This is a genomic window from Priestia sp. YIM B13551 (assembly GCF_042787905.1).
In the GTDB taxonomy this organism is placed as follows: Bacteria; Bacillota; Bacilli; order Bacillales; family Bacillaceae_H; genus Priestia.
In genome coordinates, this window is sequence record NZ_JBHZOX010000001.1 from 1,699,248 (window position 1) to 1,724,642 (window position 25,395).

A 25,395-nucleotide genomic window follows, 5' to 3' on the forward strand; every position below is an offset into this window, starting at 1 on the left:
TTTACCCTTTATCTAAACAATCTAAACTAGGCATTTTGTCTCAATATAGAAAACGCGCCTTCAATTAGCATTGAAGGCGCGTTTTTTTTATTATTGATTTTCAATTTTTTTTAACGATTCTTTTTCTTTCTCTGAGCCTTCAAGATCAGTTTGTTCTTTATTTTTAGATAGAAACCAGCCTGAAACTGCTATGGCAAGTAACACAATCCAAAACGTAATTTTCCACACTTTTGATTCAGGGAAATGTTCATTAATAATACCTAACTCCGGATGAGCAAGGGTATAAACCGCTAACTTAACCCCTACCCACCCTACAATAGCAAAAGCCGCCGTTTCTAGGCCTGGGCGCGTATTTAATAGCTTGACGAACCAAGTTGCAGCAAAACGCATAATAATTAATCCCATAATTCCTCCGGCGAAAATCACCAAGAATTGTCCCCCATCGAGTCCGCCAATTTGAGGAAGATCTGTTGTTGGCAATGTAACGGCGAGAGCCACAGCGGCCAAAATTGAATCAACGGCAAAAGCAATATCTGCTATTTCTACTTTTAAAACCGTCATCCAGAAACTTGAGCCCTTTTTCTCGTCTGCTTCTTTCACTTTTTCATGATCGTCTTTTTTCACATATCGCTTCACAATATGATTAATGGAAATGAACAACAAGTAAATGGCTCCTATAGCTTGAAGCTGCCATACGTCGACTAAAAATGAAATCAAGAACAATGAACCAAATCTAAAAATAAAGGCACCGGCTAGTCCGTAAAATAATGCCTTCTTGCGTTTTTCTTCCGGTAAATGTTTGACCATAATGGCCATCACAAGAGCATTATCCGCCGCCAAAATTCCTTCTAATGCAACTAGAACTAGCAATACCCATCCATACTCTAACAAAAGCGATGCATCCATAAAAATCCCCTCTCGTTTCTTTATATAAGTTTATTTATCCTCATTACCGGAATAAAACACAAAAAGACCTTTGCCAAATATGGCAAAGGTCTTGCTAAGCATAATCATTATGCCAACAAAGCCGATGGAATACTCCATGTAATGACGACTTTGTTTCAGGTTTCCCTGACGCTACTCCCCTTTACTCCGTAAGAAGTAAATGTATTAAGTTGTTTTTATTTTATAAAAGGTTCACTAATAAGTCAATTAAAAGCCCTCTAAACTTTTGTTAAGCTTTTGTTAAGCGTTTTAATACATTCAAAAACGTTGAAATATGAATAGGCTTTGTTACGTATTCACTAAAGCCGACTAAAAAAGCTTGATCAATATCGCTTTGCATCGCGCTTGCACTCAGGGCGACTCGCGGAATATGCTTCAATTCTTTTTCTAGCTGCAGCTGTGTGCATACCTCAAAACCATTCATATCAGGCAGATCAATATCAATTAAGATCATATCCGGTGAAATAGACCTGATTAGCCCGATGCCGTTTTCTCCTGTTTTGGCAACTAAAAGCTTAACGTTTTTATATGGAGAAAGAATCGATTGCATAAGCTCAATATTTGTATCGTTATCCTCAATATATACAATTGATGTCGGCATGGAAAAACCTAAAAACGGCTCGGCTTCTCCTTCACTGGATAATCGTTTAGGAACAGGTGGATGTACTAAGGGAAAACGCACCCAAAATGTACTGCCTTTTCCTTCTTCACTTCGCACTCCGCACGTACCATTCATTAATACAACAAGCTGCTTTACAAGCGCCAATCCAATCCCTGTTCCGTCTTTTTCTAGTCTATTTACACGGTAGAAAGGCTCAAAAATCCGATTCAATTCTGAAGCTGGAATTCCAAAGCCCCTATCTTCAATCAATATGGTTACGTGATGCTGAGTGATCTCGGTATAGATAGTGATATCGCGATAAGCGGGCGAATATTTAATGGCGTTTGTAAGCAGATTTAATAAGATCTGCTGAAACCGAAGTTCATCTACTTCAACAAAGACTTCTTGGTATGCATGAAAGCGAGTATAAAGTATACTATGCTTATCTTTTGCTAATGGTTTCATAATTTTAAGCGCGTCTTCAATCGCCTCTTTTACCGACACCGGTTCAAGGTTAATCGCTAAGTGACCTGATTCAATTTTCGATAAATCAAGCGTTTCATTTATCAAATAAAGAAGATGATTACCTGCTTTTAAAATTTTTCGTATACGATTCAATTGTTTTTCTGTTAAATCTTTTTCCCCTTGCTCTTCCAATATCTGTGCATAACCTAAAATACTGTTTAAAGGCGTACGAAGCTCATGGCTTACTTTTGATAAAAATTCAGACTTGGCTTGATTTGCTTTTTCAGCTTCTTCTTTTGCTATAATCATTTGCTGATTAGAATGAAGCAAATCTTGTTCTTGTTCCTGCTGTTTTGTAATATCATAAAACGTGACAACTACACCTTTATAATATTTGCTTTCTTGAAGAGGTTCAGCATTCACCGAAAGCCAAGTCAACTTTTTCTCATTTAAATAAATGCCCATAACTGTATTTCGCACAGGCTCTTTTGTACGAAGACATCGAACAGATGGAATGTCTTCCAGTGCAAAAGGTGTGCCGTCAGGATGAATGATTTCCCAGTCTAAACCAAACGGGTTAACCGACAATATTTGGTCATAAGGCACGTTTAAGATTTTAGCAGCGTACGCATTAGCAGCAATTAAGTTTCCTTCAAGATCATGAAACACAACCCCTTCTGACATCGTAGAAAGAACGGAGCGATACATGCTTTCACTTTTAGCCAGCTTTTCTCTTGCTTCGTGAAGATCGGTAACATCTACTATAGAACCAATAACTTCTTTTACTTCTCCTTTGTAAATATGAGGTATTAACTTCGTATAGTAAGCAAAATCGTTCAAAAGTACTTCATACGATACTTTCTCTCCCGCCCATGCTTTCTCATAGTACCCCTTATTTTCTTTTGCGTAGGATTCAGGTAAAAATTCTTCAAGTGTTTTACCGACAACATCTATTTCCTCATATCCCATTTCACGAATCATTTTGCCTTCGCACATGGTATGAATATACCCTTCATCGTTTTTCACAAATTTAAAAATAGCGCCATCTTGCTGTGAAAGCGTGCGTTTTAAATCTTCTTGTAAATCCAGAAGCTGCTGTTGCGCCTTTTTTCGGTCTGTCACATCTTTGGCAATGACGTAACTGCCTTTAATTTGACCATGAACAATAATAGGCATTTGCGTTACTTCAACATATACAGGCTGATTATCTTTGCGAATGAGCGTTGCCTCATAATAAACAGAGTCTCCGCTCAGGGATTTCCACATATATTCTTCAGCTTTTTCAGCTTCTCTAAACATATAGGGAAACGGAATTTTCTCCATTTGATGCAACGTGTATCCTGTTAGTTCTATTCCTTTTGGATTAATCGTTTGAATATTGCCGTACAAATCAACCGCACACACAATATTGGGATTGTAGTTAAAAAGAGATTGATAATACTCTTCTTTTAGTTGACTATCCCTCACTTCTTCCTGGCGCTTAAAAGCCGCAACGAGCAGAAAGACAATGAGTAGCGTAATCGTGATACTTGCAATCATATTGGAAAATGGCGCTTGATAAGGCAGCCACTGGCCCCATCTTCTGACAACTGAGTGTTCAATATGCAGCTTCATTCCATACATACTGATGAAATGCATAGCTGAAATTCCAATGCCCAGCAAAATTGAGCTAACAAGTTTGAGAAACGGATTAGCTTTCACGCTTTTCGAACGAAAAAACAAGTGCATCGCATAAAATGCAACGACCAGGGCGATGATGATGGAAAGCAAAACAGATAGCACGGCATAATGGATGTGTGCTTCTGTTTCGATTGCTGCCATGGCAATATAATGTGTACCCAGAATACTGCTTCCCAAAATGAGCCCTGACCATACCGACGTGCCCCATTTCCAAAATGTCCAAAACGCACCTAGTGATCCGCTAATCGCTATTATTAAAGCAATGACAGAAAGTACAGCATTAAAATGAAAGCTAACAGGCACATAATAAGCAAGCATCGCAATATAGTGCATCGCCCCCACTCCAATCCCCATTGAAGCCGCTGACAGTGTAAGCCATAAATAATTGTTCCGCTGTTTTTTCATCATTTTACTCATAATATCAAGTGCTGTATAAGAGGCAAGAATTCCTACAATGACAGCAAGAAATACGGTAAATTCATTATAGTGACCAGTAATTGAAATCATTTTCTTTCCTTTCACTTCAACGTTACTTCTTCTATCTAACTCTCCTCATAAGAACTATATTACGATCATTTATTCCGAAAGCAGACACATGAAATAGACGAAACTTACATAAGCTTCGTCCTTTCATCAGCATAGCTATTTTAGAAGCAGCAGCATCTCTTAATTCATCATTAACTGATGCAGCTGTTTTTGAACGTCTTGGATTTTTAATTTTGAGATATGAGCATATTCATCAATTTCTAAGAAATAAACAAGATATGTTTCGTTTTTTGGTGTGATGTGCGAAACTTTCTGTAAATTCACGATATAAGACCGGTGTGTTTGACTAAATACAGAAGGGTTCAAATACATATAGATATCACTAATATTTTCATATGTCTCATAGACACGTGATTGAGTATAGATCAAGCATTTTTTTCCGGATTTTTCGATAAAAATAATTTGATCAATTGGAATGTAGTAAGTAGATCCATTAAATTTTACAGGCAGTCTTTTTAATTGCTCACCTGGCTTTTTTGACTGATTTCTATCAATTCTAATGGAGTTTTTTGCCCGCTCTAACGCCATATAAAGCCTTGTTTTTTCAATCGGTTTTACAATGTAATCCAGTGCTGACAGCTCAAATGCCTTCACAGCAAATTCATCATAACCTGTAATAAAAATGAACTTTAAATTCGGCTTAATACGCAGACACTTTTTTATTGCATCTACACCGTTAATCGTAGGCATATTAATGTCTACAAGCAAAAGGTCTGGACTTTTAACCATCACTTCCTGTACGAGCTGCTCTCCGTCTTTACAGATTCCGATAACTTCAAATTCCGGAAGCTGTTCTATAAAGTAATCTAAAATTTCAACCGAATCTTCGTTATCATCGGCAATAATTAAGTTAATTTTGTTCATCCTGACTCCCCCTAGGATACAATGTTAAAGTATAGTACGAACTATTGCCCATTCTGTTTTATGCATGTCTACACATCTTTATAGTGTTTTTATGGTGAGATGAATGATCTACACGGACGCTAATCGTTAATGAACACATAACGATTGTTCATGGGGAATATTGCAATAATTGTAGGTTTTCTAGAAGAAGAAATAAAAACCGTTTATCTATTATCATTTATTTTCCTAACAATGATTTAATACCCTTTTTATAATCTGTAAATCAGCATGCCAAAATCTTTATTTAACATTTTCGATAAAGGCGGCACGCTCTTTCACCCATACTTTTATTAATTTTTTTACTTTTTTTTCAAGGTAATTACTTACATATTGTCCTTAATAACCTTGACTTTGTGATTTCATCCAAAAGAATTTATGTATTTTTTATTCATTTTATTATAAAAATTTTAGCATACAAAGTTATGAACTTACATATGTATTCCGAACTAGTTCCTTTTAGAACTATGATTATTATACCATTTCATAGTATAAATCACATATATTTAAAGGTTAAGACTTTCCATTCCTTTAAGAGTTCAAAGCTATTTATTTGTAAAATAAATAGCTTCATTCCTCTATAACGGCTACATAACCTAATTAACCAGCTATTATTTGTAAAAAAACAGGCCTAAAGTTATAACCCAGCCTGTTTTGCATTCATTTCTTATTTTTCATTTTTTACAATTTGCTGTGCTTGTTTCGATACAAAGAAGCGATTCTTTTTATCCTGTACCACTACGCTGTCCATTTGAATTTCTCTTCCATTTACAATAGCAATATTTTTATTTACTGGGAAACGCACCGTTCGCTTATTGTTTGTAACAACCAGCACAGGGTTGTTTTTGTCTTTTGAGTCAACCGCTACCTTTGAGCCTTTAAAAGCTTTATTCGCTTCAATAAATAATTCATTTGTTAACTCATTTAAGTTAATATTCATTGATTTAGCCATATGTTTGGCAATATCCGTATTATCAAAGTGCCCCGTTGGTCGATTTACGCCGTATGAATACAGAAATACATCCTCACCCGTATGACCGCCTGTTGTGAATCCAAGGTTTGCTCGGTTGGCTAATAACTTCGATAGTGTAGCACTGATTTCTTTTTTATCTCTTGCTTTAGTCAGCTGCGCTTTTTCCTCTGAAGTTAGATTTGATAAACCATACAAAGCAGCTACTTCTTCTTTATTTGATAAATCTTCTTTTAATTTAGACGTAGCACCTTCTAATGTCATTTTTGCTTTTTTTAATGGATCAATATAAGCAGAAACAGGTGTGGTATCGTATCCTTTTGTTGTATTTGCGTTACCGATTGAAAGACCGCTGTTTCCGTGATCGGCAATCGCAATAACCATCGTATTTCCATCTTTTTTAGCGAACTCTACTGCTTTGCCCACTGCTTCATCAAACGCTAGTACATCGCTAATCATTCCTATTGGATCATTTGCATGAGCTGCCCAATCGGTTTTGCTTCCTTCAACAAATAAGAAAAAACCGTCTTTATCTTTTGATAGTGTTGTTATTGCTTTATTTGTCATCTGGGACAACTTTGGCTGTTCTGCTTTTGTCTGCGGTCGGTCCATATCATACGCTAAGTCTCGGTCGGTGAAGCTCCCCCAGATTTTTTTGGCGCGTGACTGCTCTAATTCCTTTTTATTTTCTACAAAGTCATATCCTCTTTTATTCAATACATTGACTAAGTTTTCACCGTCTTTCCGGCTTTTTTCTTCTTTTCCTGGAAGAAGAGATTGCTTACCTCCTCCAAGCACTACATCAATGTTTTGATACACTTGCTGCTCCGCTAGCGTTTGAAAATCATCACGGCTATAGTTGTGGGCTGAAAAACCAGCTGGTGTGGCGTGCTGGATTTCAGAAGTAGCCACAATTCCTGTCGCGCGCCCTGAAAGCTTTGCTCCTTCTAGAACGTTTGCTACGGGACGAAATTGATCTTCTTTTTCTACGGATTTAACCCCAGGTGTATTCACTACTGAAGGAAGCACACCTACATAACCTGAATTTGATTTATTTCCTGTTGCTAAAGCAGTAGCTGCCGGAGCGGAATCTGTAATAGCAGATTCTGCCGAATACGCACGTACTCCCCCGGCCATCAGCTGATCCATATGTAACGGTTTTCCCTTGTACCATCTTGCGAGTGTAGTAGCATTTGAACTCGTCCCGTCCATTACCATCATAATGACATTTTGAGGTTTCTTAGCTGACTTATGCTCCACTTTTGCTTCCGTTTGAATAAGTGAGTTTCCTACACCAAACGAGGCCAATGCTACTGCTCCTGCCAGTGTAATACCTGCTAATTTTTTCTTCATATAAATGTACCCGCTCCTTTATTTAATTGTCTTCGACATGTCTAAAGTTACCATTCAAACGTAAACCCACTGTTTATCTGCTGTAAAAGAGTGTAAAGTTTGTCTTTATATTCTTCCTTTCTTCTTAAGAAAAAATAGTCGAATAAAAAGGAAGTACATGAACAAACTACCAGTAATAGAAAGTCAAGCGAGGGGCACGGTTATGTTTAAACATTTATTTAAAAGAAAAAATGCAGACGATCAGCCCAAAAAATCATTGGATGAACTGATTAACCAATTTAAAAAATCAAGTGATTTTACAACATTAGCCATTGGCTCGCAGCACCGAAAATACATCATTACTTATTTTAAACAGCTCGTAAACATGCAAAGTGTTGAAGATAAAATACTTGAGCCTTTTCAAAAACTAGACTTCACGTTAAGCAGTATATATGAAGTTGAAAATGTTCTGCCGATTGAAGATATTTCAGTCACAAAAGATACAAAAGAAATTTTAGAAAAGATGCTGCGCGGCTATGTGATGTTTCAACTGCATAAAGACGATAAGCTAGTAGCTCTTATTAAAGTTCAAAGCTTTGATACGGGGTTTCGAAAAGAAAACGAAACAGAAAATGAGTTCAGCGTCGTTGGTCCTAAAATTGGTTTTGTAGAGGATTTAGATGTCAATCTCTATTTAATGAGAAAAACGGTCATTTCCGAAAACCTTATTTTTAAAGAACTCACCGTAGGAAATAAATCGAAAACGCGCGTGGTGCTTGTTTACTTAGAAGGCGTAACGAACCCTCAGCACGTAGACACCATGACCCAGCGCCTTGAAGATATAGATTTCGACGTCATTTTTGATAGTACAATGCTTGATCAATTAATTTCCGATAATTCTTCTACGGCGTTTCCGCTTTTTTTAACAACAGAGCGGATTGATCGAGTCTTGTTTAGTCTGTTAAACGGGCAAGCTGCCTTCTTTTCGAGTGGTTCACCCTACGCAGTTACGGGACCTTCAACATTGCTTGACTTCTTTATTTCACCTGAAGACTACTATTTACCGTGGGTTCTAGGGTCATTTTTCCGGGTTATTCGTATTTTGGGCGTCTTTTTCTCTATTTTTGCTACGCCTCTTTATGTAGCCATTGTTACGTATCATTATGAGATGCTTCCAAAAGATTTGCTGGGTCCTATTATTTTTTCAAGGACAAACGTTCCTTTTCCACCGGTCATCGAAGTACTTTTTTTAGAAATCACCATTGAACTGCTTCGAGAAGCTGGAGCCAGGCTTCCAACAAAAGTAGGTCAAACGCTGGGAATCGTAGGCGGGATTGTTATTGGGCAAGCAACAGTCGAAGCGGCGTTAACAAGCAATATTTTGCTTATTATTGTTTCACTGACAGCTTTAGCTTCTTTTACAACGCCTATTTTTAAAATGTCTAATACCATCCGGTTATTACGTTTTCCGTTTATTTTGTTTGCTACTGCGTTTGGTTTAGTCGGCATCACCTTTGGCTTTTGCTTCTTGCTGGTTCACTTGCTTCGTTTAAAATCTTTGGGCATGCCTTATCTTGTTCCGCTTTTTCCGTTTCGTCCAACAGAGTATAGGGATACCTTTCTGCGATTGCCCTATAGTCATACAGCAAAGCGTCCAAGTTACTTGCGTCCTTTAGAACGCTTTCGCTATAACCCTAATAAAGCGAATAAGATGAAACGAAAAAGTAATTTAGATAATGAGTAAAGCGGGGAAACGTCATGAAGAGAATACTTATTTTATGCACTTGCCTTACTTTCTTAACGAGCTGTGCAGACCGTGAAACGATTGACGAAATTCAAGTAGTTAACTCCCTAGGATATGATTATATTCCTCAAAGCAATAAAGTCAGAGGAACCATTTTATACCCTATCTATAAATACGGCCCAACGGAAGAGCCAAGTATCATTGCGGCTACTGCTAATTCATCATTTGATATTCCACTTCGCTTAAACAATAAATCATCTCTTCCGGTCGCTTTTGGGCAGTTAAGGAGCATCGTCATGGGAAAAGAATTTGCAACACATGGCGTGGAAGAATTAGTAAACACAATTGCTAGAAATCCAGACCTTGGACGTAATATTAAATTAAGCATTGTAGATGGCAACGCACATGAATTATTGAGTTCCGTTACCAAAAAGAAAATTAAGGACTATCAGTTTATTTCTAATTTAATCGAACAAAATATCCGCACAGAAAATTTACCTAACACCAATTTACAAATTTTTTTATTTAGTTTTTTTAGTGACGACCGCGACCCGTACCTTCCTGTTTTAGCTCAGGAAAAGGATGCCATTAAGTTAAAAGGCCTGGCGCTATTTAAAGAACAAAAAGTCGTTACAACTATCGGAATGAAAGAAACGTTTTTATTTAAGCTGCTAACAAGCGGAACAAAGCACGGCCGCTACTCAGTAAAAATTAAAGAGAGTGACCGTAAGGGCGAGATCATTCTTCAAAACTTGCGCACCAAAACAAAGTATGAAATTAAAGGAAATCATCAACATCCAAGTATTGTTGCACACTTAACTGTCGACGGCCTTGTAAAAGAGTTTCCCGGATGGATAGATTTAACAGACCCGGCTAGTATTAAAATGGTTGAAAAAATGCTTCAAAAAGATATTGAAAAAGATGGGGATGCCTTTATTAAGAAGCTTCAGCAGCACAAAATCGATCCCATTTGTTTTACAGATTATGTTCGAAGTAAAACACGCGGGTTTAACAGTGAAAAATTCAAATCGCAATATCCGGATATGAATATTGAAGTAAAAGCTCGCGTTCATCTTATTCAAACCGGTATTAGCAACTAGGAGGAAGAAAAGATGCACAATACAATTAAAGAAGAAAATCAAGTTTCCCCTTCTTTTCTTTTTTTCTTAGTTCACTCTACTCAGATTGGCGTTGGAATACTAGGATTTCAGCGTTATATTATTAAAGGTGCCGGATATGAAGCATGGATATCTATCATCCTTGCAGCGATCAGCACCTGTATTTTATTGGCAATGATTTTTAATATTTTAACCCGTGAAAACAGCGATATTATTGATATTCACCGGCTATATTTTGGAAAATACCTTGGAGGGGCTTTAACCCTTGCCGCTTCCATTTATTATTTTATCTTTGCATTAACGATTTACCGAACATATGTAGAGATTTTGCAAATATGGATGTTTCCACAGTTAGAAACATGGGTGGTATCACTTGTATACCTGCCTATTATTTACTACACAGTTTCCGGTGGGTTTCGTGTGATTACTGGAATTGCCTTTTTTGGAGTCATGCTTCCCTTGCCGCTAGTATTTGCCTTACTCTATCCGTTAAAGTATGGGCACCTTAATAATTTATTTCCTTTATTTGACCACACAATATGGGAATTTTTAATTTCAACTAAAATGATGACCTTTGAGAATTTGGGATTTGAATCCGTGCTTTTTTTCTATCCATTTATAAAAAATGGCGCTACTAGTCAGAAGTGGGGGCAATATGGCGTTTTGTTCAGTACTTTTTTATATTTGTGCACAGCATTAGTGTCATTTGCTTACTTTAGTCAAGGACAGTTAGGCCATACCATCTGGCCAACTTTAACAATGGCTAAAATTATTGAAATCCCATTTTTACAGCGTTTTGAATATATTTTAATTTCTCTGTGGCTTTTAGTCGTTCTTCCTACTATTGCTGTCAGCGTATGGTGTACAATTCGTGGATTTAGTAAAACATTTAATAAGCCGCCTACGATTTTTCTCATATTAGTTCTTATTGCTCTTCTTGGCTTTTCTATTTTCTTTGATGATAGAGAAACCATCGATCAGCTTAATACACGATTATCCATGACCGGCTTTTACTTTATTTATGGCTACATTCCTTTCCTTTTTCTCTATAGCCTTATTCGAGCCAAAATAAAACAAAAGAAAGCACAAAAAGAAGAGCGTGAGCCAACTTTAAGTTGAATCACGCTCTTTCTTTCATATTATTTTATTTGTTAAATAAAACAGCGTATTCCCCGTATCCTTCTTTTTCTAAATCTTCCTTCGGAACAAAGCGAAGAGCCGCTGAGTTGATGCAGTAGCGCAAGCCGCCTGCATCTTGCGGACCATCATCAAATAAATGGCCTAAATGAGAGTTAGCCGTTTTGCTTCGTACTTCTGTACGAACCATATTATGACTAACGTCCATGTTTTCTTTTACTTCATCTTTATTAATCGCTTTTGTGAAAGACGGCCATCCGCATCCGGCATCATATTTATCAGTTGAACTAAACAACGGCTCTCCTGATACGATATCTACATAAATACCATCTTCTGTATGGTCCCAAAATTCATTGCGAAACGGAGGTTCCGTTGCGTCATTTTGAGTAACTTCATATTGAATAGGCGTTAATGTCGTTTTCAGCTGCTCGTCGTGTCTAAAGTCTTTCCAGTTTTCTTTAATAAAACGATCACGTCCAGACCCGCGTCGATACATAGCATAGCGGAATTTATTTTTCTTATAGTAACCTTGATGGTATTCTTCCGCTTCATAAAACGGTTTTGCCGGTAGAATTTGTGTAGCAATCGGCTCAGAAAAACGGCCGCTTGCTTCTAATTGTTGCTTAGATTCTTCAGCTAGTGTCTTTTGGTGTTCATTGTGATAAAAGATAGCTGTTCGATACGAGTCGCCTCGATCGGCAAATTGTCCGCCTGCATCCGTTGGATCAATTTGAGGCCAGTATAGTTCTAAAAGCTTTTCATATGGAAAAACTTCTGGGTCAAATGTAATTTGGACCGCTTCATAATGGCCCGTTGTTTCTGAGCATACTTCTTTGTACGTCGGGTTCTCTTTGTGACCGCCTGTATAGCCAGATACAACTTTTATAATGCCTGGCTGTTCGTCAAATGGCTTCACCATACACCAAAAACAGCCTCCGGCAAAAGTTGCTACTTCATATTGTTCTGTCAAAAAGATGACCTCCTTCATGTGTTCTTTCTATTATTATACGCTGATTTTATGTTCTCACCAACTAACTTGCCTTTTATACTCTTTGCGTTTTAAAACAAAAAAATAATCAGTGAAGCTCATACTCACTGATTATTCTTCCGTATTTAAAGCGCTTTATTTTTGATCGCCTTTAATTTTGTGAAACAGTTTATTTACCGTTTCAATTTCTTTATCTGTAAAGTGCTCAAAACGCTCAAGGAAATAGGCTCGTTTCTTCTCTTGAATAGCATTAAAAATATCCTGTCCTTCCTCGGTCAGTTCAATATCAATAATACGCCGATCGTTTTCAGACCGTTTGCGTGCAATGTAGCCTTTTGATAAAAGCAAGTCGGTTACCGCCGTAATGTGGCTTGCTGACACTTGAAGATACTTTGATAAATCAGTTGATCGCTGCCTGCCGGAATCAACCAGCATACGAAGCACCATAAATTCATTTGTTGATAGCTCTGAATTGTATACTTCATTAATTTCTTGGCGAAGCTGTCTGAACACAAAGCGAAACAGCGTCTCCATTTCTTGAACGAGCTCTTCTCTTTTTTTCACTTGTCACTCTCCTTAACGCTATCACATGATAACGAATATGTATTTACGAAAGTATTTCACTTTCTTAACTTAATTAGTTTTATCAAATTACTAAGCGTTTCGTCAACTATTATTGAGATTTTTTTCCACAAACCTGTACGAATTGATGTATTTTTCATAAAATTCCATAAAAAAAGCGATTTACCGTTATGGTAAATCGCTGCTAGTAGCTAAAAATACCGGTTAAAAAGCTTCTCCATCTAGGAACAGGCTTTTTGGCTTTTAAGCTATCTTCACTTTTTAACTGACTTTCAAGTTCAACTACTCGATTTTCTAATTTCGTAATAACTTTATTTAATCGATCGATTTCTGAACGATGCTCTAAAATTTGAAACGTCACTACTTCTCCTGCTTTTTCTTCTGTACGCTTTTCATTTTCAATCAGCCTTAAAAAAAGCTGATCAAGCTGCTTTTGCATGTCTTGCGCACGTTCATCAGATATAACGACTTCCTCTTTTTCTACTACTTTTTCTACCACTTTGACGACGGCTTGACGATTGCGGTTTTTTTGAAAGTTTCTAAGTGCTTCAACATTTTCTTCTGTAAACTCACAGTGTCCCGACTCATTTCTCTCTAGCTCGATATCGGCCATTTTAACCCATTTTAATACCGTACTTGGATGTATTCCCAGCGACTTTGCCACATCTACCGTTTTCATCGTCATGTTCTATCCCTCCATTTTTTTCATTTACTAGCCATTTCGAGAGAAATTTTTAAATCCCTTCATACGTGACAAAACTAGTATGAATTCGTCAAAGAAAGTGGACGTTCAACAAATGAAGAAAATGATGTCATTATCGCTTAGAAAAACTCGTACAATCCTTCTGCAAAATAACAAAATTCGTGCTGTGAAATCGGCTTGCCATATCCTTAAAAAAAGACGCGCGCTCTTTACCTGTAAAGATTCCGTCTTCAAAGCGCACAGCAAGCGCCATATCATAACGAGCATCTCCGCAAGTTCCTCCGCTCCAGTCAACAACAGCTGTTTGAACGAATTTGTAAGCACTCGGGCTTTGAAAGTCCGCCAGTGCCTGTATATTTTTTAATACATAATATTCCTTATATAACCATTTTCTGTACTTTTCCCTTTTTGCCCGCTTTAAAACATATCTCCCTTTAGCGGTATGAAGGATCCCAACATCCGATGTACACCCTTGCTTTGGAAACGTTACTTTTTCGATTTGCTTTACATACTTCTTTATCGAATGAGGAATTTCTTCTACTATAATAGGATGCAACTGTTTCACTCTCCTTTCTTTCTACATTCTCTTTTAAGCTCTATTTCCCTACAAAAAGGCTGAGACATAATTAAATCAATTCAATCTAGAGACCGATAAATGGGATATTATGAATCGCTTGTTACGCCGCTGTTGATTTCTGGGCAAGACTTCGCTTTCCGCGGGCAGCCGGTGAGCCTCCGTCTTTCCCTCCAATCAACAGCTAGAAGCATCTACATACATGATAATCATAACAATGAAAAAATCCGAACGAGTTGGATTCTTTATCAAGAACCTCGACTCATCGTTCGGATCTTCCTTCAACTAAACTACTTTTGTCCCAGCCTCTTACCCTTTACCAAGCACCCAGCGGCTTTTGGTAAACATCGTATAACCAATCGTAAATAAAACAACTGTACAAACCGACAAGCTTCCTATTGTATAGGCAAGACTCTGCATGTCATAGACACCGTAGAGAAGCTGTTTCATAAGTGCAAATACGTTATAAATAGGAATTAAGAATCCGCTTGGCTGCAGTTCGTGTACGGATTTTCCCATCAGTAAAAAGTATGGAAGTATCGCTACCATCATAATCTGGGATGTGTAGCTTTGCGCTTCTTTGACCGAACTTGCTAAAAGGCTAAGAATGCATAATACCATAGCTCCTAGAAGCGCTAGTAAAGTAAGACTAACTAAAAATGAGAAAATAAAGGTTGTAAAATGCCCCTTAAGCTGCAGTGCATTATTTAATACCGTTGTTAAATAACGCACAGACAAAACAAAGGCCAATGTCGACAAAAGGCCGCTTATGATACCGAATGTAGAGATAGTCAGCCATTTCCCAACCAATAATTGAGTTCTTTTGACAGGAGACATCAATAAAGCTTCCATCGTCTTTCGTTCTTTTTCACCTGCAAAGATATCATTTGCAGAAGGAAGAATACCACCTAAAACGCCCATAATGATAATCATTGGAGCAAACATCGCAATCATAGTTAAAGAGCCATCATCTTCCTTAGACACTCCTTTTTCAACCACATTAAACGGAGCAATCGTTTGACTATTGACATTTAATTGACCTAAACGTTCATTAACTATAGCTTCTCGATGTTTATTCAATATATTTTGTATATAATCCGCCGTAGCGCCTGAGTTCATACTGGATGAATCAATATAAACAGTAACTTCTGGCGATTTCATGTTACGCATTTCTGAAGAAAAATCACCTGGTATCTTTAACGCCGCTAACGCTTTCCCTTGTTCTACAGCGCTGAGTGGATTTTTACTTTCAATTACTTTAATGTTGTCATCGTTTTTTAACCAGTCGATCACACTGGCATCAGAATTCTTTGTAACAGCTACAGACATGGAATCTGTTTGATCCCTAGCCATCATTTTGTCGGCAAAAAAGATAATCCCTACATTTAATAAAATTGGAATCAACACGCTAAAGATAATCGTTTTGCGATCTCGCAAACAATCAATTAACTCTTTTTTATAAATATGCCAAATCATATTAAGCCCCCCTCACGATACGCGACATAAAGATGTAGTTTAAATCTGTGCTTTCCTCTTCTTTATAAAGCTGTTCATTTGTTCCTTGATAAATCATTTTCCCTTTATGAATCATGATGATAGACTGACACAGCATCTCCACTTCTTCCATAATGTGACTGGAAAAAATAATCGTTTTTCCTTCCCTTTGCAGACTTTTAATAAGCTCACGAAACATGTTTGCCGATGTAATATCTAACCCTGTAGTCGGCTCATCAAATAGGATAACGTCCGGGTTATGGAGAATAGTGCGTGCAATGGCTACTTTTTGACGCATTCCTTTTGAAAAGCCTCCGACGCGGCGATCCAAGTAGTCTTTCATCCCAAAACGTTTGGCCAGTTCCTCAACCCTTATCTTTGTTTCATGTTTGCTCATGCCATAAAACTTGGCAAAATAAGCTAAGTTTTCACGAGCGGTCAAACGGTCGTATAAGCCTGTTTCACCGCCAAAAAGCACGCCAATTCTTTGTTTTATTTTATCGGGCTGTTTATGAATGTTAATTCCGTGAATGAACATATTACCTTCCGATGGTTCAAGTACAGTCGACAGCATACGTAAAAGAGTTGTTTTCCCCGCTCCATTTTCACCTAATAGCCCTACAATTTCTCCTTGTGCGATGGTTACATGAATATCTTGAACAGCTGCAATTGTTTGCTTTTTCTCTTTAAAATATTTCGTAACACCTTTGATTTCAATCATATCCGCTCTCCCCTTTTACTGTGATTGACTATATCTTAGCTTATTTTTCATACAGCATCTTCCGTCTTGTCATAAAGAGGGTTTTTTATGTCGCGAAACGCCCTTTCCATCTTGCAAATCATGGTAAAATAGTGTGGTAATATCCAATAGAATGAAACAAAGAGGGTTTTTATTTATGAAGGTAGGATTAGTGGACGATCATTCATATGATTTAGAGAAATTGAGGATTTCTTTAGAAAGAGAAGATGATATAGACATACTTTTTTCGACTAGCAGCGCGGAGGAAGCTTATAACAAAATTAAAAAAAATGAAATTGATTTATTAATTACAGATATTGAAATGCCAAAGCTATCAGGTTATGAGCTTGCAGACTTTATCAATGCTTACGCACTTGATATTCAAGTCATCTTTGTCACTGGGCACAGCGGCTTTGCCGTTCATGCATTTGAACTCAACGTTTTAGACTACATTATGAAGCCTTATTCTAAAGAGCGTCTGTTAAAAGGCATTCAGCGCTTTCATCAAAAAAAACAATCAACTGACACAAGAGATAAGCTTATTTTAAAACAAAAAACCGAAATACAGGTGCTGAACAAACAAGATATTATATTTGCAGAACGAACGGGTCGCTCTACCACAATCATAACGACAAATGGAGAATTTAGTACCTATCAATCATTAAACGAAATTGAAAAAGAATTAACAGCGAGTCATTTTCTAAGGTCTCATCGAGCTTTTATTATCAACATTTCCTATATTCAAAATTTCTCCCTGTATACTAAGCACTCCTACTCAGTGATGTTTCAAAGCACCGAAAAAACAGCTTTAATCACGAAAACAAATTTAGACATCTTGCAAAAAGAATACTTTTAAAGGAGGGACTATCTAAAATGAAACTATTTTACACACTAGTTTTACTAACCGTTTTCGTGCTCCTCTTTTTTAAAGACCTGCCTGTTAGTTTACATCTCCTACTTAGTTCTTTTATAATTGGTTCATTTTTCATATGGAGAAAGAAATATCAAACGGCTCCTTTAATAAATATAAAAAAAGCAATCGTACTGACGTCTTTTTTCCTGCTGTTAATTAGCCTATCTTCACCTTTTAGTATTGGCCTAACCGTTATCGCAATGATTGGTTACATGACCGACATGTTTTCGTCTTATCAACAATACATATTCGTAACCAACCGGGAAAGCAGTGCTTCACGTGAAATTCAAAAGAACAATGAGCTTTTTCAAGCGTTAAGGGCTGAAAGACATGATTTTATCAAACATGTCAGTGCCGTATCCTATCTTCTAGAAACAAATCAAAGACAGCAGGCACAAGAGTACATTCAAGATTACGTTGAAGCTTTGAATGATACCCATTCATATATTCAAGGTGAACATTCGCACGTTGCTTCTATTGTACATCAATGCAAGAATCAAGCACATACGTGGGGAATACATATGAATGTTCAATTAGATTCACCGTTATCACAGCTGCCTTTAAAGCACCTTGACCAAATGAATTTCATCATGAATTTACTGCATAATGCTTTAGAAGCCGCTCATTCTTCTGAGAAAAAAGAGATAACTGTTTCGAGTATGATTCGAAGTGGCATTTACATTTTAGAAGTCAGCAATTCTACCGCTCCTTTATCACGAGAGCGTCAAGATCACTTGTTTACTTCTTTTCATGTTACAGAAAAGAAAGAACGCCACGAAGGCCTTGGCACGTGGATCATTTCTGAACTTGTTTCCAACTACCACGGACGCTTGGAATATACGTACCACGATTTAACTCTTTCCATTAAAATAAAATTTCCGATAGTCGTTGCCTCAAAACAAGCAACATAGCCGCTGTAGCCCAAGCGGCTTTTTTTCGTATGAGCCTCTTCGATACGCACACACTATAAAAAGCACCGAAAATAAGAAATATTTCACACTTGTTTTAGCTCTTTTATCGTCACTTTTTTAGTTTTTGATTTTTTATATGCAAATCTATTGCATTTCAAGTAAAAAACGAATATTATATATCATGTTGCTTTTAATGTTCGTTATTTTTGGAGGTTACTTATGTTTAAGTTAAAAGAATATAACACGGATGCTAAAACGGAGATTTTAGCTGGTATTACAACGTTTTTAACCATGATTTATATCGTCATTGTGAACCCAGTTATTTTGTCCAGCGCCGGCGTTCCTTTTGATCAAGTATTTACAGCTACTATTATTTCAGCAGTCGTAGCTACGCTATGGATGGCTCTTGCAGCTAACTATCCAATCGCTATTGCTCCCGGTATGGGAATGAATGCATACTTTGCTGCTTTAGTTGTTGGTTCAAATGGAAGCATCGACTATGCTACTGCTTTTTCAGCTGTATTCGTAGCGGGTATTATCTTTATCATCCTATCGTTAACATCGTTTCGTGAAAAATTAATTGAAGCTATTCCAAACAATTTAAAGCACGCGATTAGTGCTGGTATCGGTTTATTTATTGCTTTTATCGGGCTTCGTTCAGCCGGTATTATTGTTGCAAATAAATCAAATTTAATTGGACTTGGTGATTTGCAGTCTGAAAAAGTAGTTTTAACACTGATTGGACTTGCGATTACAATCATTTTATATACGCTAAATGTAAACGGCGCTTTATTCTTCGGTATGATTATTACGGGATTAATTGCTTTCTTTAGAGGACAGCTTTCATTTGATAAAGGTTTGTTTGCTTCTCCTCACCTTCCAGACGGCTTAATGATTTCAAATCCTTTTGCTGCTTTTGGAGATGTTATTCATCATGATTTGTACACAGTTGTTTTTTCTTTCTTACTTGTTACAATTTTTGATACAACAGGTACAATGGTAGGAGTAGCTCAACAGGCCGGTCTTATGAAAGGTAATAAGATGCCTCGCGTACGTCAAGCATTGCTTGCTGACTCATTTGGTACAACGATTGGAGCTTTATTTGGTACAAGCCCAACAACGGCTTACGTTGAATCTTCATCTGGTGTAGCAGCAGGCGGACGTACAGGTCTAACGGGTGTGACGGTAGCCATTTTATTTATTGTTGCAGCGTTCTTTAGTCCGGTTGTAAGCTCGGTTTCTGGCGTAGCAGCTATTACTTCACCTGCATTAATTATTGTCGGAAGCTTGATGATGGGCGCTGTAGCTAAAATTAATTGGAATGACTTTGATGAAGCGTTCCCTGCCTTTTTAGTTGTTCTAGCGATGCCTCTTACATCAAGTATTGCAACAGGAATTGCGCTTGGCTTCATTTCTTATCCGTTAATGAAGCTGGTAAAAGGAAAAGGCAAACAAGTCCATCCGCTTGTGTATGTCTTTGCTGTTTTATTTCTCTATCAGCTCATCTTTTTACCGCATTAAAAAAGCTTGGAGATTCGTCTCCAAGCTTTTTTTATTGAAAGTGATTGTTATTTTCTTTTGTTTGATAAAGATAATTTTCCACATAGATTTGTTCTGCATCAGAAGCATTCTTTATTCCTTCTTCTGGATCTAACTCAATACTTCTCTTTTTAGCTATATAATCCACTAGCGCCCCAAACCCTAAAAGACCGCCTATGATCCCAGCAAATACAATCCATATTGGCAATCGCTTCACGTCCTTTTTCTTTTAATTGTATCATCCTCAGCACAACAGGTAAATATTAACATAGTTATCCATTTGTAAATAAAACGCTTTTTACCAAATATACGTAAAAAACTTCTTTGTATTTGGTATACTAAACTCACGGCATGTTCTACAGAGAAAGGGGCTTAATTGCATATGAACAAACAGCTTGGAACGTTAATGTTTGTTATTTTTATGGTATTTGTCGGCTTTGGAGTGATCATCCCCATCGTACCTGAAGTTATTCGTGCCACGGGTGCAAGCACGGTCAATTTAGGAATACTAATGGCTAGCTATTCGATCGCATCTTTTATTACTGCACCTTTTTGGGGGAAGCTTTCCGATATAAAAGGCCGGCGTCCCATATTACTTTGGGGCTTACTCGGCTTCAGCGCAAGCTTTTTTCTTTTTTCGGTGGCAGAAAACTCTCTGACTTTAATGTATACGTCGCGCATCATCGGAGGTTTGTTCGCAGGAGCTGTTATTCCTTGTGCTTTTGCATACGCTTCTGATAGTACAGATGAAGAAAACCGCACGAAAGCAATGGGACTGTTAGGAATGTCGATTGGCTTAGGCTTTATTTTTGGACCGGCATTAGGCGGCGTCCTTTCATCTTTCGGCTTGTTTGTTCCCTTCGTTATCTCTGGTATCTTGTCACTGATTATGACAGCGTTCTCATTCTTTACGTTAAAAGAATCTTTACGAAAAGAATCTGCTGCCAAAGTACAGACATCGAGATGGCATGACTTCACGTCAGATTTTCAAGGAGCTATGAAGTATTTATATGTTCTTTCATTTTTAGCGACTTTTACGCTCGCTGGTTTAGAAGCTACTTTTCAATTTTTTCAAATAGCGAAAATTAATGCTACTCCTACGACAATCGGATGGATGTTTATGGCGAGCGGTTTAACTCAAGCGCTGATTCAAGGCGGTGTGCTGCAGCGATTTAAAAAAGGAAATGAAAAAAAGCTGATGGCCATTGGCTTATTGGTTTCAGCAATAGGATTTACGTCTATTTTGTTATCTTCTAGTGCCGTTAATGCTACCTTATTTTTGTGCATATTTACAGCAGGAAATGCCCTTATTCGTCCTTGTGTCCTCTCATTAATTACGATGAGAACCAAAGTAGGATATGGCTCTGCTTCGGGGCTAACCGCCTCAATGGATAGCTTAGGGCGTATTTTTGGCCCTCTGCTTGGTGCATTTGCCTTTAAACTCAATATGACGCTGCCTTTTATTATCGGAGCAGTTGTCACTTTAGCTGCTTTACTGCTGATTCAGCGCCATACAGCTCTAGATTATTCTGAGCAAACACTCTCATCGTAGAGGCTGGGACAACATTATTTTAGTTGAAAGAAGATCCGAACGATGAATCGAGATTCTTGATGGAGAATCCAACGCGTTCGGATTTTTTTATTGTTATGAGTATACTAGCTGTGTTGATTGGAGAGCAAGGCGGAGACTCCTGCGGGATAAGCGGAAGCGACGAGGAGGCTCAGCGGCCGCCCGCGGAAAGCGAAGTCTTGCACGGAAATCAGCAGCCGATTCCTACTAGCGCATGTAGCTCATTTGTTGGTCTTTGTATTAATTTAGCGATGTCTCAATCTCTTTTCATCGTTACTAACACAAGATTATCAGCAGCTGCAGTACGTTTTATAATTGAAAACCGATGAGCTTCGTATAGCTTAATCGCAGGTGTATTTTTTTCGGCTGTAGACACGATACATTCACATTCAGAATATCTTTGAAGTACATGTGTTAAAAGACGGCTTCCGATTCCCTTTCGAAAGTACCGAGGACGCACAACGAGGCGGCAAATCGTTAATCGCTCATTTTCTTTTTCAAACGACAGCACTCCTGCTAGCTTACCTTCAATCATTTCTCCGATAAACACTTCCTTGCTTTTCATAATATCTTCTTTGCTTTCTGTAAGCTGAGGAATATCTGAAAAACCAATGAGCCTTGCTTCTTCTTGATAAGCTTCTACTTGCACAGCTACTATTTGAAGAGCGATATCCACTCTTTGATGTTCGAGGATTTGAAGCATGAAAACCACTCCATTTCTTTCACAAATTTAGACAAATTCCATGTTTTCACTATATCCAAACGCCTTCCTTGTACATATTGTATTATGTACCGAATTAGCCAGGAGGTGTTTATATGCATATCACTGCTGAAAGAATTAGAGAAGCAACAGAAGCGATTGCTTCTACTGAGCTTGAAACATTTATGTACCAAGAGCCAACTGCTCTTCACAGACGCTCTCGTCGTCGTTCTACTCGCCGTTCTACTCGTCGCACTACTCGCCGCACTACTCGCCGTTCTACCCGCCGTTCTACTCGTCGTTCTACTCGCCGCACTACTCGCCGTTCTACTCGCCGCACTACTCGCCGTTCTACTCGCCGTTCTACCCGCCGTTCTACTCGTCGTTCTACTCGCCGCACTACTCGCCGTTCTACTCGCCGTTCTACCCGCCGTTCTACTCGTCGTTCTACTCGTCGTTCTAGCCGTCGCCGCTGTCGCTGCGGTTCACCTTGCTGCTCATATCCATGGTTTAATAAATCATTTGGCTGCTGCTTTAAAGGGCATGGCTGTCGTCGCTAAATAAATCTAAAGCAAGTCGAGTTTAAAACATACGCGGCTTGCTTTTTTTAAGATTTTTATTTTACATAATCATTCGTTTTACTCTTCTAAAAAAAGAAAAAAACGTATAATAATGGGAAAGAATCTCTCTTAAAAGGAGGCCTATCCATGCACTTATCTTTTGATCATCTTGTTCATTTTTCACCTGATCCTATTAAAGCTCAGAAAGAACTAAACGAATACGGAATAAATGTCGTTAAAGGCGGCATCCATGAAAAATGGGGCACTTTTAACACGTTGGCTTATTTTAACCTCAGCTATATTGAATGGCTTGGGCTTAGAGATATCGCGTTAGCTCAAACTGTTACAGATAATGACCTTATTCAGCAGCTTGTTAACGAACATACACCGGTTGGTCATTTTGGTCGATTTGCATTCCGTACAGATGATATGGATTTGCTAATAAAAGAGCTGGAAAGCAAGAATGTCACTGTAAAAGGTCCTGTAGCGGGTTCTCGTCAAACCAATGATGGAGAAAGACTTCAATGGAAAATGTGTTTTATTGAAGCTGACCACGATTCCCTGCCTCTTCCTTTTTTTATTGAATGGGGTGAACCAGAAGAAAAACGCAAGCCAAAGCTAGCGGCTCTTTCTTCTCACCAAGCTGGTCAGCTGCAGCTAAAAAATATTTACTGTGCTGTACATAACCTCGAAGAATCCATCAGCAAGTGGACGAAACTGCTGGACATTCAGTCTGCCGAAAGCTACAAAGACTCTTTACTTGATGCACGTTGTCAAAAACTATATGTCAATGGAGGAAACCTTATTTTTTGCAGCGGAATACAAGGTGTTGTCCATGATACATTAAAAAAAGTTGGAGAGCGTCCATTTTTGGTTGAATTAGATCACGCTCTAACACCGCAACAAATTACCGTACAAGGAGCTTCTTTTAAATTCAACAAATAAACATCCGCGGACGGATGTTTATTTGTGTGCTTCCTTTATAGCTTGATAAATGAAATGAGGCAAAATTTCAAAGGAATACTGAACGTCTAATCTTTCGGTCCATTGATGCGCATCTCTTCCCAGCGGTCCAATGTTCAGCACCGGCATCTTCAGCTCCTCTAGCTCTTCTAGCGGGATATGATACCCTTTATTCCATAGCGGCATATTTGCTACCAACGTGTTAAATGTATGGAGCGGATGCTGCAGGCTGGCATAGCTTAAATCCGAAATTCCGCCAAAATAACTTTGTTCAACTAGCTCCACTTGGAATTGCTCTTTGGCAATTGCCTGTACGTTTGACAAAATCTCTTGTACAAACGGATCATCATGTGAACAAACGGCCGGATAAAAAGGCGGCGTAAAAAATAAGACCATCATCGGAGCTGCTTCTTTACATAAACCAGCTAAAGAGTTTACTAATTTAATGGTTTTATTTCTGTCATCATCCTCTTGTGCCAAAAGTGCTGCTTCCATTTCTTGCACATATTTTTCACCGTGCTGTTTGACTGCATGAGTATAAAGTTCTTCATACGTCCATACGTTCACGTCAAGAGATGAACCCTCCATTCCCGCAGCGTACTGCCTAGCGGCTTTATTATAGTGTTTTTTCACATTCAAAGCCGCTTTGTCAGCCGATTTCAACAGCAGATCTGTTACTTCTTTAAGAGAGCGGTTTAACATAAATAAATTAAATAATACAACGGCAGAGTGCGGAACTTGAACTGAATACTCTTCTTTTAAATCTTTTTGTATCAGCACCGTAGGAGGTGGACTCGTTTCTTCTCTTACTTTTTCGCAAAAATCAACGTTTAATTCTATTTCTTTTGTTAAATAAGAAGCTAGTAAATTAGCATTTAAACCAGCTAGCGGTTCCCCTACATGAGTTTCTTTTCCATAACACAAAAAGCTTGGCATGATCTTCCCAATCGATCCTGAGTACACATAGTTCGTTTGATCTCCAGGATAGCGGCTGAACACTGGTTCTGCATTTAGCATGAGAGAAAAATCCAGCTGATGTTTGCGGGCAAGTTCTAAAAGAACAGGCACTGCTTTTCTCATCCCAAGCGAATTTACTTCTTCATCCGGCACCGACAGCAGCAGGATGTTTCCGTCAAACTCTCCGTTGCATGCTCGTTCAACCATACTGATATGCAGGGCAATGCCTGCTTTCATGTCCATCGTTCCTCTGCCAAAAAGCCAGTCTCCTTTTATCATATCCTTTTGTACGTGCGCCGGAACTTGTTCCATATGGTTATAAAAAGTACTCGTTAATGTATCAGCGTGAAAAGCATCCTTTTTCCACTGTCCATAATCTTGTACATCCACTACATCGTAATGACTTACTAGTACAACTGTTTTATTCGTATTTTTCCCTTGAACAAAAGCTGTGACAATCGACCGTCCGTCTCCTGTTGAATGAAGCTCGACTTGCTCGTTTTTTTGAAAGTAAGGCAGCTTCAATAAATAAGACGCTATCGATTCAGCCATTTCCACTTCTGCCATCGTTCCTGTCACGCTAGGTATAGAAACCAATTCGCTTACAAGTTTTTTTAACTGTTCTTTTGTTTGATACAAAGATGTTTTGTTCGACATACCCTTCATCTCTTTCCTTTTTCTAAATTTTCTATCAAACAAAACCATTCGTCAATCCCTTTGACAGAGACTCTTTCATTCTATCCCTATGTATCATAGTATGGCGC

Annotated in this window: 23 protein-coding genes and 1 riboswitch; of the genes, 10 read left to right on the plus strand and 13 right to left on the minus strand. The window is 38.1% G+C overall.

Annotation, left to right across the window (positions count from 1 at the left end):
* Nucleotides 1–90: 90 nt before the first annotated feature.
* The 4 genes from ACFX4N_RS08640 to ACFX4N_RS08655 all read right to left on the minus strand — a co-directional run bounded on the left by ACFX4N_RS08640 (nt 91) and on the right by ACFX4N_RS08655 (nt 7,460).
* Nucleotides 91–906, minus strand: coding sequence for a TerC family protein (locus tag ACFX4N_RS08640; RefSeq protein WP_057274536.1), 816 nt, complete (start codon nt 904–906; stop codon nt 91–93).
* Nucleotides 907–1,002: 96 nt separating this feature from the next.
* Nucleotides 1,003–1,098: riboswitch (yybP-ykoY riboswitch) on the minus strand.
* Between the two features lie 76 nt (nt 1,099–1,174).
* The gene (locus ACFX4N_RS08645) at nt 1,175–4,213 is read right to left on the minus strand and encodes a PAS domain S-box protein (RefSeq protein WP_057274535.1); all 3,039 of its coding nucleotides are present in this window, start codon (nt 4,211–4,213) and stop codon (nt 1,175–1,177) included.
* A 144-nt stretch (nt 4,214–4,357) separates the two neighbouring features.
* The gene (locus ACFX4N_RS08650) at nt 4,358–5,101 is read right to left on the minus strand and encodes a LytR/AlgR family response regulator transcription factor (RefSeq protein ID WP_057274534.1); all 744 of its coding nucleotides are present in this window, start codon (nt 5,099–5,101) and stop codon (nt 4,358–4,360) included.
* Between the two features lie 703 nt (nt 5,102–5,804).
* Nucleotides 5,805–7,460: an alkaline phosphatase gene (locus tag ACFX4N_RS08655; RefSeq protein WP_057274533.1), complete on the minus strand. Its 1,656-nt coding sequence runs from the start codon at nt 7,458–7,460 to the stop codon at nt 5,805–5,807.
* 202 nt (nt 7,461–7,662) lie between these two features.
* On the opposite strand from ACFX4N_RS08655, the gene ACFX4N_RS08660 reads away from it, so the two are divergent.
* From ACFX4N_RS08660 to ACFX4N_RS08670, 3 genes are read left to right on the plus strand one after another with little or no spacing between them, the layout of a single operon-like run.
* On the plus strand, nt 7,663–9,183 hold the full coding sequence (locus ACFX4N_RS08660) for a spore germination protein (RefSeq protein WP_057274532.1): 1,521 nt from the start codon (nt 7,663–7,665) through the stop codon (nt 9,181–9,183).
* Between the two features lie 14 nt (nt 9,184–9,197).
* Entirely contained in the window at nt 9,198–10,283 is a 1,086-nt protein-coding gene (locus ACFX4N_RS08665) for a Ger(x)C family spore germination protein (RefSeq protein ID WP_057274531.1), read from the plus strand.
* A gap of 12 nt (nt 10,284–10,295) precedes the next feature.
* On the plus strand, nt 10,296–11,420 hold the full coding sequence (locus tag ACFX4N_RS08670; protein ID WP_057274530.1) for a GerAB/ArcD/ProY family transporter: 1,125 nt from the start codon (nt 10,296–10,298) through the stop codon (nt 11,418–11,420).
* 25 nt (nt 11,421–11,445) lie between these two features.
* Here ACFX4N_RS08670 and msrA read toward each other — a convergent pair whose 3' ends face one another.
* The 6 genes from msrA to ACFX4N_RS08700 all read right to left on the minus strand — a co-directional run bounded on the left by msrA (nt 11,446) and on the right by ACFX4N_RS08700 (nt 16,500).
* Nucleotides 11,446–12,408 carry a peptide-methionine (S)-S-oxide reductase MsrA gene (msrA, locus tag ACFX4N_RS08675; RefSeq protein WP_192100600.1) on the minus strand — a complete coding sequence of 321 codons (963 nt, stop codon included), beginning with the start codon at nt 12,406–12,408 and terminating at the stop codon, nt 11,446–11,448.
* A gap of 153 nt (nt 12,409–12,561) precedes the next feature.
* Complete coding sequence (locus ACFX4N_RS08680) at nt 12,562–12,990, minus strand: MarR family winged helix-turn-helix transcriptional regulator (protein ID WP_013055923.1); 429 nt, start codon at nt 12,988–12,990, stop codon at nt 12,562–12,564.
* Between the two features lie 202 nt (nt 12,991–13,192).
* On the minus strand, nt 13,193–13,693 hold the full coding sequence (locus tag ACFX4N_RS08685; protein ID WP_098547902.1) for a MerR family transcriptional regulator: 501 nt from the start codon (nt 13,691–13,693) through the stop codon (nt 13,193–13,195).
* 130 nt (nt 13,694–13,823) lie between these two features.
* Nucleotides 13,824–14,267, minus strand: a complete 444-nt coding sequence (locus ACFX4N_RS08690; RefSeq protein WP_377261219.1) for a hypothetical protein — start codon at nt 14,265–14,267, stop codon at nt 13,824–13,826.
* Nucleotides 14,268–14,594: 327 nt separating this feature from the next.
* Complete coding sequence (locus ACFX4N_RS08695) at nt 14,595–15,761, minus strand: ABC transporter permease (RefSeq protein WP_053487001.1); 1,167 nt, start codon at nt 15,759–15,761, stop codon at nt 14,595–14,597.
* Nucleotide 15,762: 1 nt separating this feature from the next.
* Nucleotides 15,763–16,500, minus strand: a complete 738-nt coding sequence (locus ACFX4N_RS08700) for an ABC transporter ATP-binding protein (RefSeq protein ID WP_013055919.1) — start codon at nt 16,498–16,500, stop codon at nt 15,763–15,765.
* Between the two features lie 175 nt (nt 16,501–16,675).
* Between ACFX4N_RS08700 and ACFX4N_RS08705 the strand changes: the two genes are divergently transcribed.
* The 3 genes from ACFX4N_RS08705 (at nt 16,676) to ACFX4N_RS08715 (ending at nt 19,863) form a co-directional block, all read left to right on the plus strand.
* Nucleotides 16,676–17,374, plus strand: a complete 699-nt coding sequence (locus ACFX4N_RS08705; protein WP_192100598.1) for a LytR/AlgR family response regulator transcription factor — start codon at nt 16,676–16,678, stop codon at nt 17,372–17,374.
* 17 nt (nt 17,375–17,391) lie between these two features.
* Nucleotides 17,392–18,342, plus strand: a complete 951-nt coding sequence (locus ACFX4N_RS08710; RefSeq protein WP_328251369.1) for a sensor histidine kinase — start codon at nt 17,392–17,394, stop codon at nt 18,340–18,342.
* 219 nt (nt 18,343–18,561) lie between these two features.
* A complete protein-coding gene (locus tag ACFX4N_RS08715; RefSeq protein ID WP_013055916.1) occupies nt 18,562–19,863 on the plus strand; it encodes an NCS2 family permease in 1,302 nt (433 codons plus the stop codon).
* A gap of 31 nt (nt 19,864–19,894) precedes the next feature.
* Here ACFX4N_RS08715 and ACFX4N_RS08720 read toward each other — a convergent pair whose 3' ends face one another.
* On the minus strand, nt 19,895–20,089 hold the full coding sequence (locus ACFX4N_RS08720; protein WP_013082184.1) for a hypothetical protein: 195 nt from the start codon (nt 20,087–20,089) through the stop codon (nt 19,895–19,897).
* Between the two features lie 174 nt (nt 20,090–20,263).
* Here ACFX4N_RS08720 and ACFX4N_RS08725 point away from each other — a divergent pair, with 174 nt between their 5' ends.
* Nucleotides 20,264–21,433: an MFS transporter gene (locus tag ACFX4N_RS08725; protein WP_013055914.1), complete on the plus strand. Its 1,170-nt coding sequence runs from the start codon at nt 20,264–20,266 to the stop codon at nt 21,431–21,433.
* 59 nt (nt 21,434–21,492) lie between these two features.
* Nucleotides 21,493–21,780: a hypothetical protein gene (locus tag ACFX4N_RS08730; RefSeq protein WP_162257219.1), complete on the plus strand. Its 288-nt coding sequence runs from the start codon at nt 21,493–21,495 to the stop codon at nt 21,778–21,780.
* Here ACFX4N_RS08730 and ACFX4N_RS08735 read toward each other — a convergent pair.
* Entirely contained in the window at nt 21,708–22,154 is a 447-nt protein-coding gene (locus ACFX4N_RS08735; RefSeq protein WP_057274526.1) for a GNAT family N-acetyltransferase, read from the minus strand. The two genes, ACFX4N_RS08730 and ACFX4N_RS08735, sit on opposite strands and share 73 nt — an antisense overlap.
* A 113-nt stretch (nt 22,155–22,267) precedes the next feature.
* On the opposite strand from ACFX4N_RS08735, the gene ACFX4N_RS08740 reads away from it, so the two are divergent.
* Nucleotides 22,268–22,711 (plus strand): CotG/ExsB N-terminal domain-containing protein, encoded by a 444-nt coding sequence (locus tag ACFX4N_RS08740; RefSeq protein ID WP_301264243.1) that lies wholly within the window; start codon nt 22,268–22,270, stop codon nt 22,709–22,711.
* A gap of 147 nt (nt 22,712–22,858) precedes the next feature.
* On the plus strand, nt 22,859–23,656 hold the full coding sequence (locus ACFX4N_RS08745) for a VOC family protein (protein ID WP_057274525.1): 798 nt from the start codon (nt 22,859–22,861) through the stop codon (nt 23,654–23,656).
* Between the two features lie 18 nt (nt 23,657–23,674).
* On the opposite strand, the gene ACFX4N_RS08750 is transcribed toward ACFX4N_RS08745, so the two are convergent.
* The gene (locus ACFX4N_RS08750; protein ID WP_057274524.1) at nt 23,675–25,288 is read right to left on the minus strand and encodes a M20/M25/M40 family metallo-hydrolase; all 1,614 of its coding nucleotides are present in this window, start codon (nt 25,286–25,288) and stop codon (nt 23,675–23,677) included.
* Nucleotides 25,289–25,395: the final 107 nt, after the last annotated feature.

Bases quoted from the DNA above. Each gene is read 5' to 3' on its own strand.
- ACFX4N_RS08640 (WP_057274536.1), bottom strand. From the start codon at position 906: ATGGATGCATCGCTTTTGTTAGAGTATGGATGGGTATTGCTAGTTCTA.
- ACFX4N_RS08650 (WP_057274534.1), bottom strand. From the start codon at position 5,101: ATGAACAAAATTAACTTAATTATTGCCGATGATAACGAAGATTCGGTT.
- ACFX4N_RS08655 (WP_057274533.1), bottom strand. From the start codon at position 7,460: ATGAAGAAAAAATTAGCAGGTATTACACTGGCAGGAGCAGTAGCATTG.
- ACFX4N_RS08660 (WP_057274532.1), top strand. From the start codon at position 7,663: ATGTTTAAACATTTATTTAAAAGAAAAAATGCAGACGATCAGCCCAAA.
- ACFX4N_RS08665 (WP_057274531.1), top strand. From the start codon at position 9,198: ATGAAGAGAATACTTATTTTATGCACTTGCCTTACTTTCTTAACGAGC.
- ACFX4N_RS08670 (WP_057274530.1), top strand. From the start codon at position 10,296: ATGCACAATACAATTAAAGAAGAAAATCAAGTTTCCCCTTCTTTTCTT.
- ACFX4N_RS08685 (WP_098547902.1), bottom strand. From the start codon at position 13,693: ATGACGATGAAAACGGTAGATGTGGCAAAGTCGCTGGGAATACATCCA.
- ACFX4N_RS08695 (WP_053487001.1), bottom strand. From the start codon at position 15,761: ATGATTTGGCATATTTATAAAAAAGAGTTAATTGATTGTTTGCGAGAT.
- ACFX4N_RS08700 (WP_013055919.1), bottom strand. From the start codon at position 16,500: ATGATTGAAATCAAAGGTGTTACGAAATATTTTAAAGAGAAAAAGCAA.
- ACFX4N_RS08705 (WP_192100598.1), top strand. From the start codon at position 16,676: ATGAAGGTAGGATTAGTGGACGATCATTCATATGATTTAGAGAAATTG.
- ACFX4N_RS08710 (WP_328251369.1), top strand. From the start codon at position 17,392: ATGAAACTATTTTACACACTAGTTTTACTAACCGTTTTCGTGCTCCTC.
- ACFX4N_RS08715 (WP_013055916.1), top strand. From the start codon at position 18,562: ATGTTTAAGTTAAAAGAATATAACACGGATGCTAAAACGGAGATTTTA.
- ACFX4N_RS08725 (WP_013055914.1), top strand. From the start codon at position 20,264: ATGAACAAACAGCTTGGAACGTTAATGTTTGTTATTTTTATGGTATTT.
- ACFX4N_RS08730 (WP_162257219.1), top strand. From the start codon at position 21,493: ATGGAGAATCCAACGCGTTCGGATTTTTTTATTGTTATGAGTATACTA.
- ACFX4N_RS08735 (WP_057274526.1), bottom strand. From the start codon at position 22,154: ATGCTTCAAATCCTCGAACATCAAAGAGTGGATATCGCTCTTCAAATA.
- ACFX4N_RS08740 (WP_301264243.1), top strand. From the start codon at position 22,268: ATGCATATCACTGCTGAAAGAATTAGAGAAGCAACAGAAGCGATTGCT.
- ACFX4N_RS08745 (WP_057274525.1), top strand. From the start codon at position 22,859: ATGCACTTATCTTTTGATCATCTTGTTCATTTTTCACCTGATCCTATT.
- ACFX4N_RS08750 (WP_057274524.1), bottom strand. From the start codon at position 25,288: ATGTCGAACAAAACATCTTTGTATCAAACAAAAGAACAGTTAAAAAAA.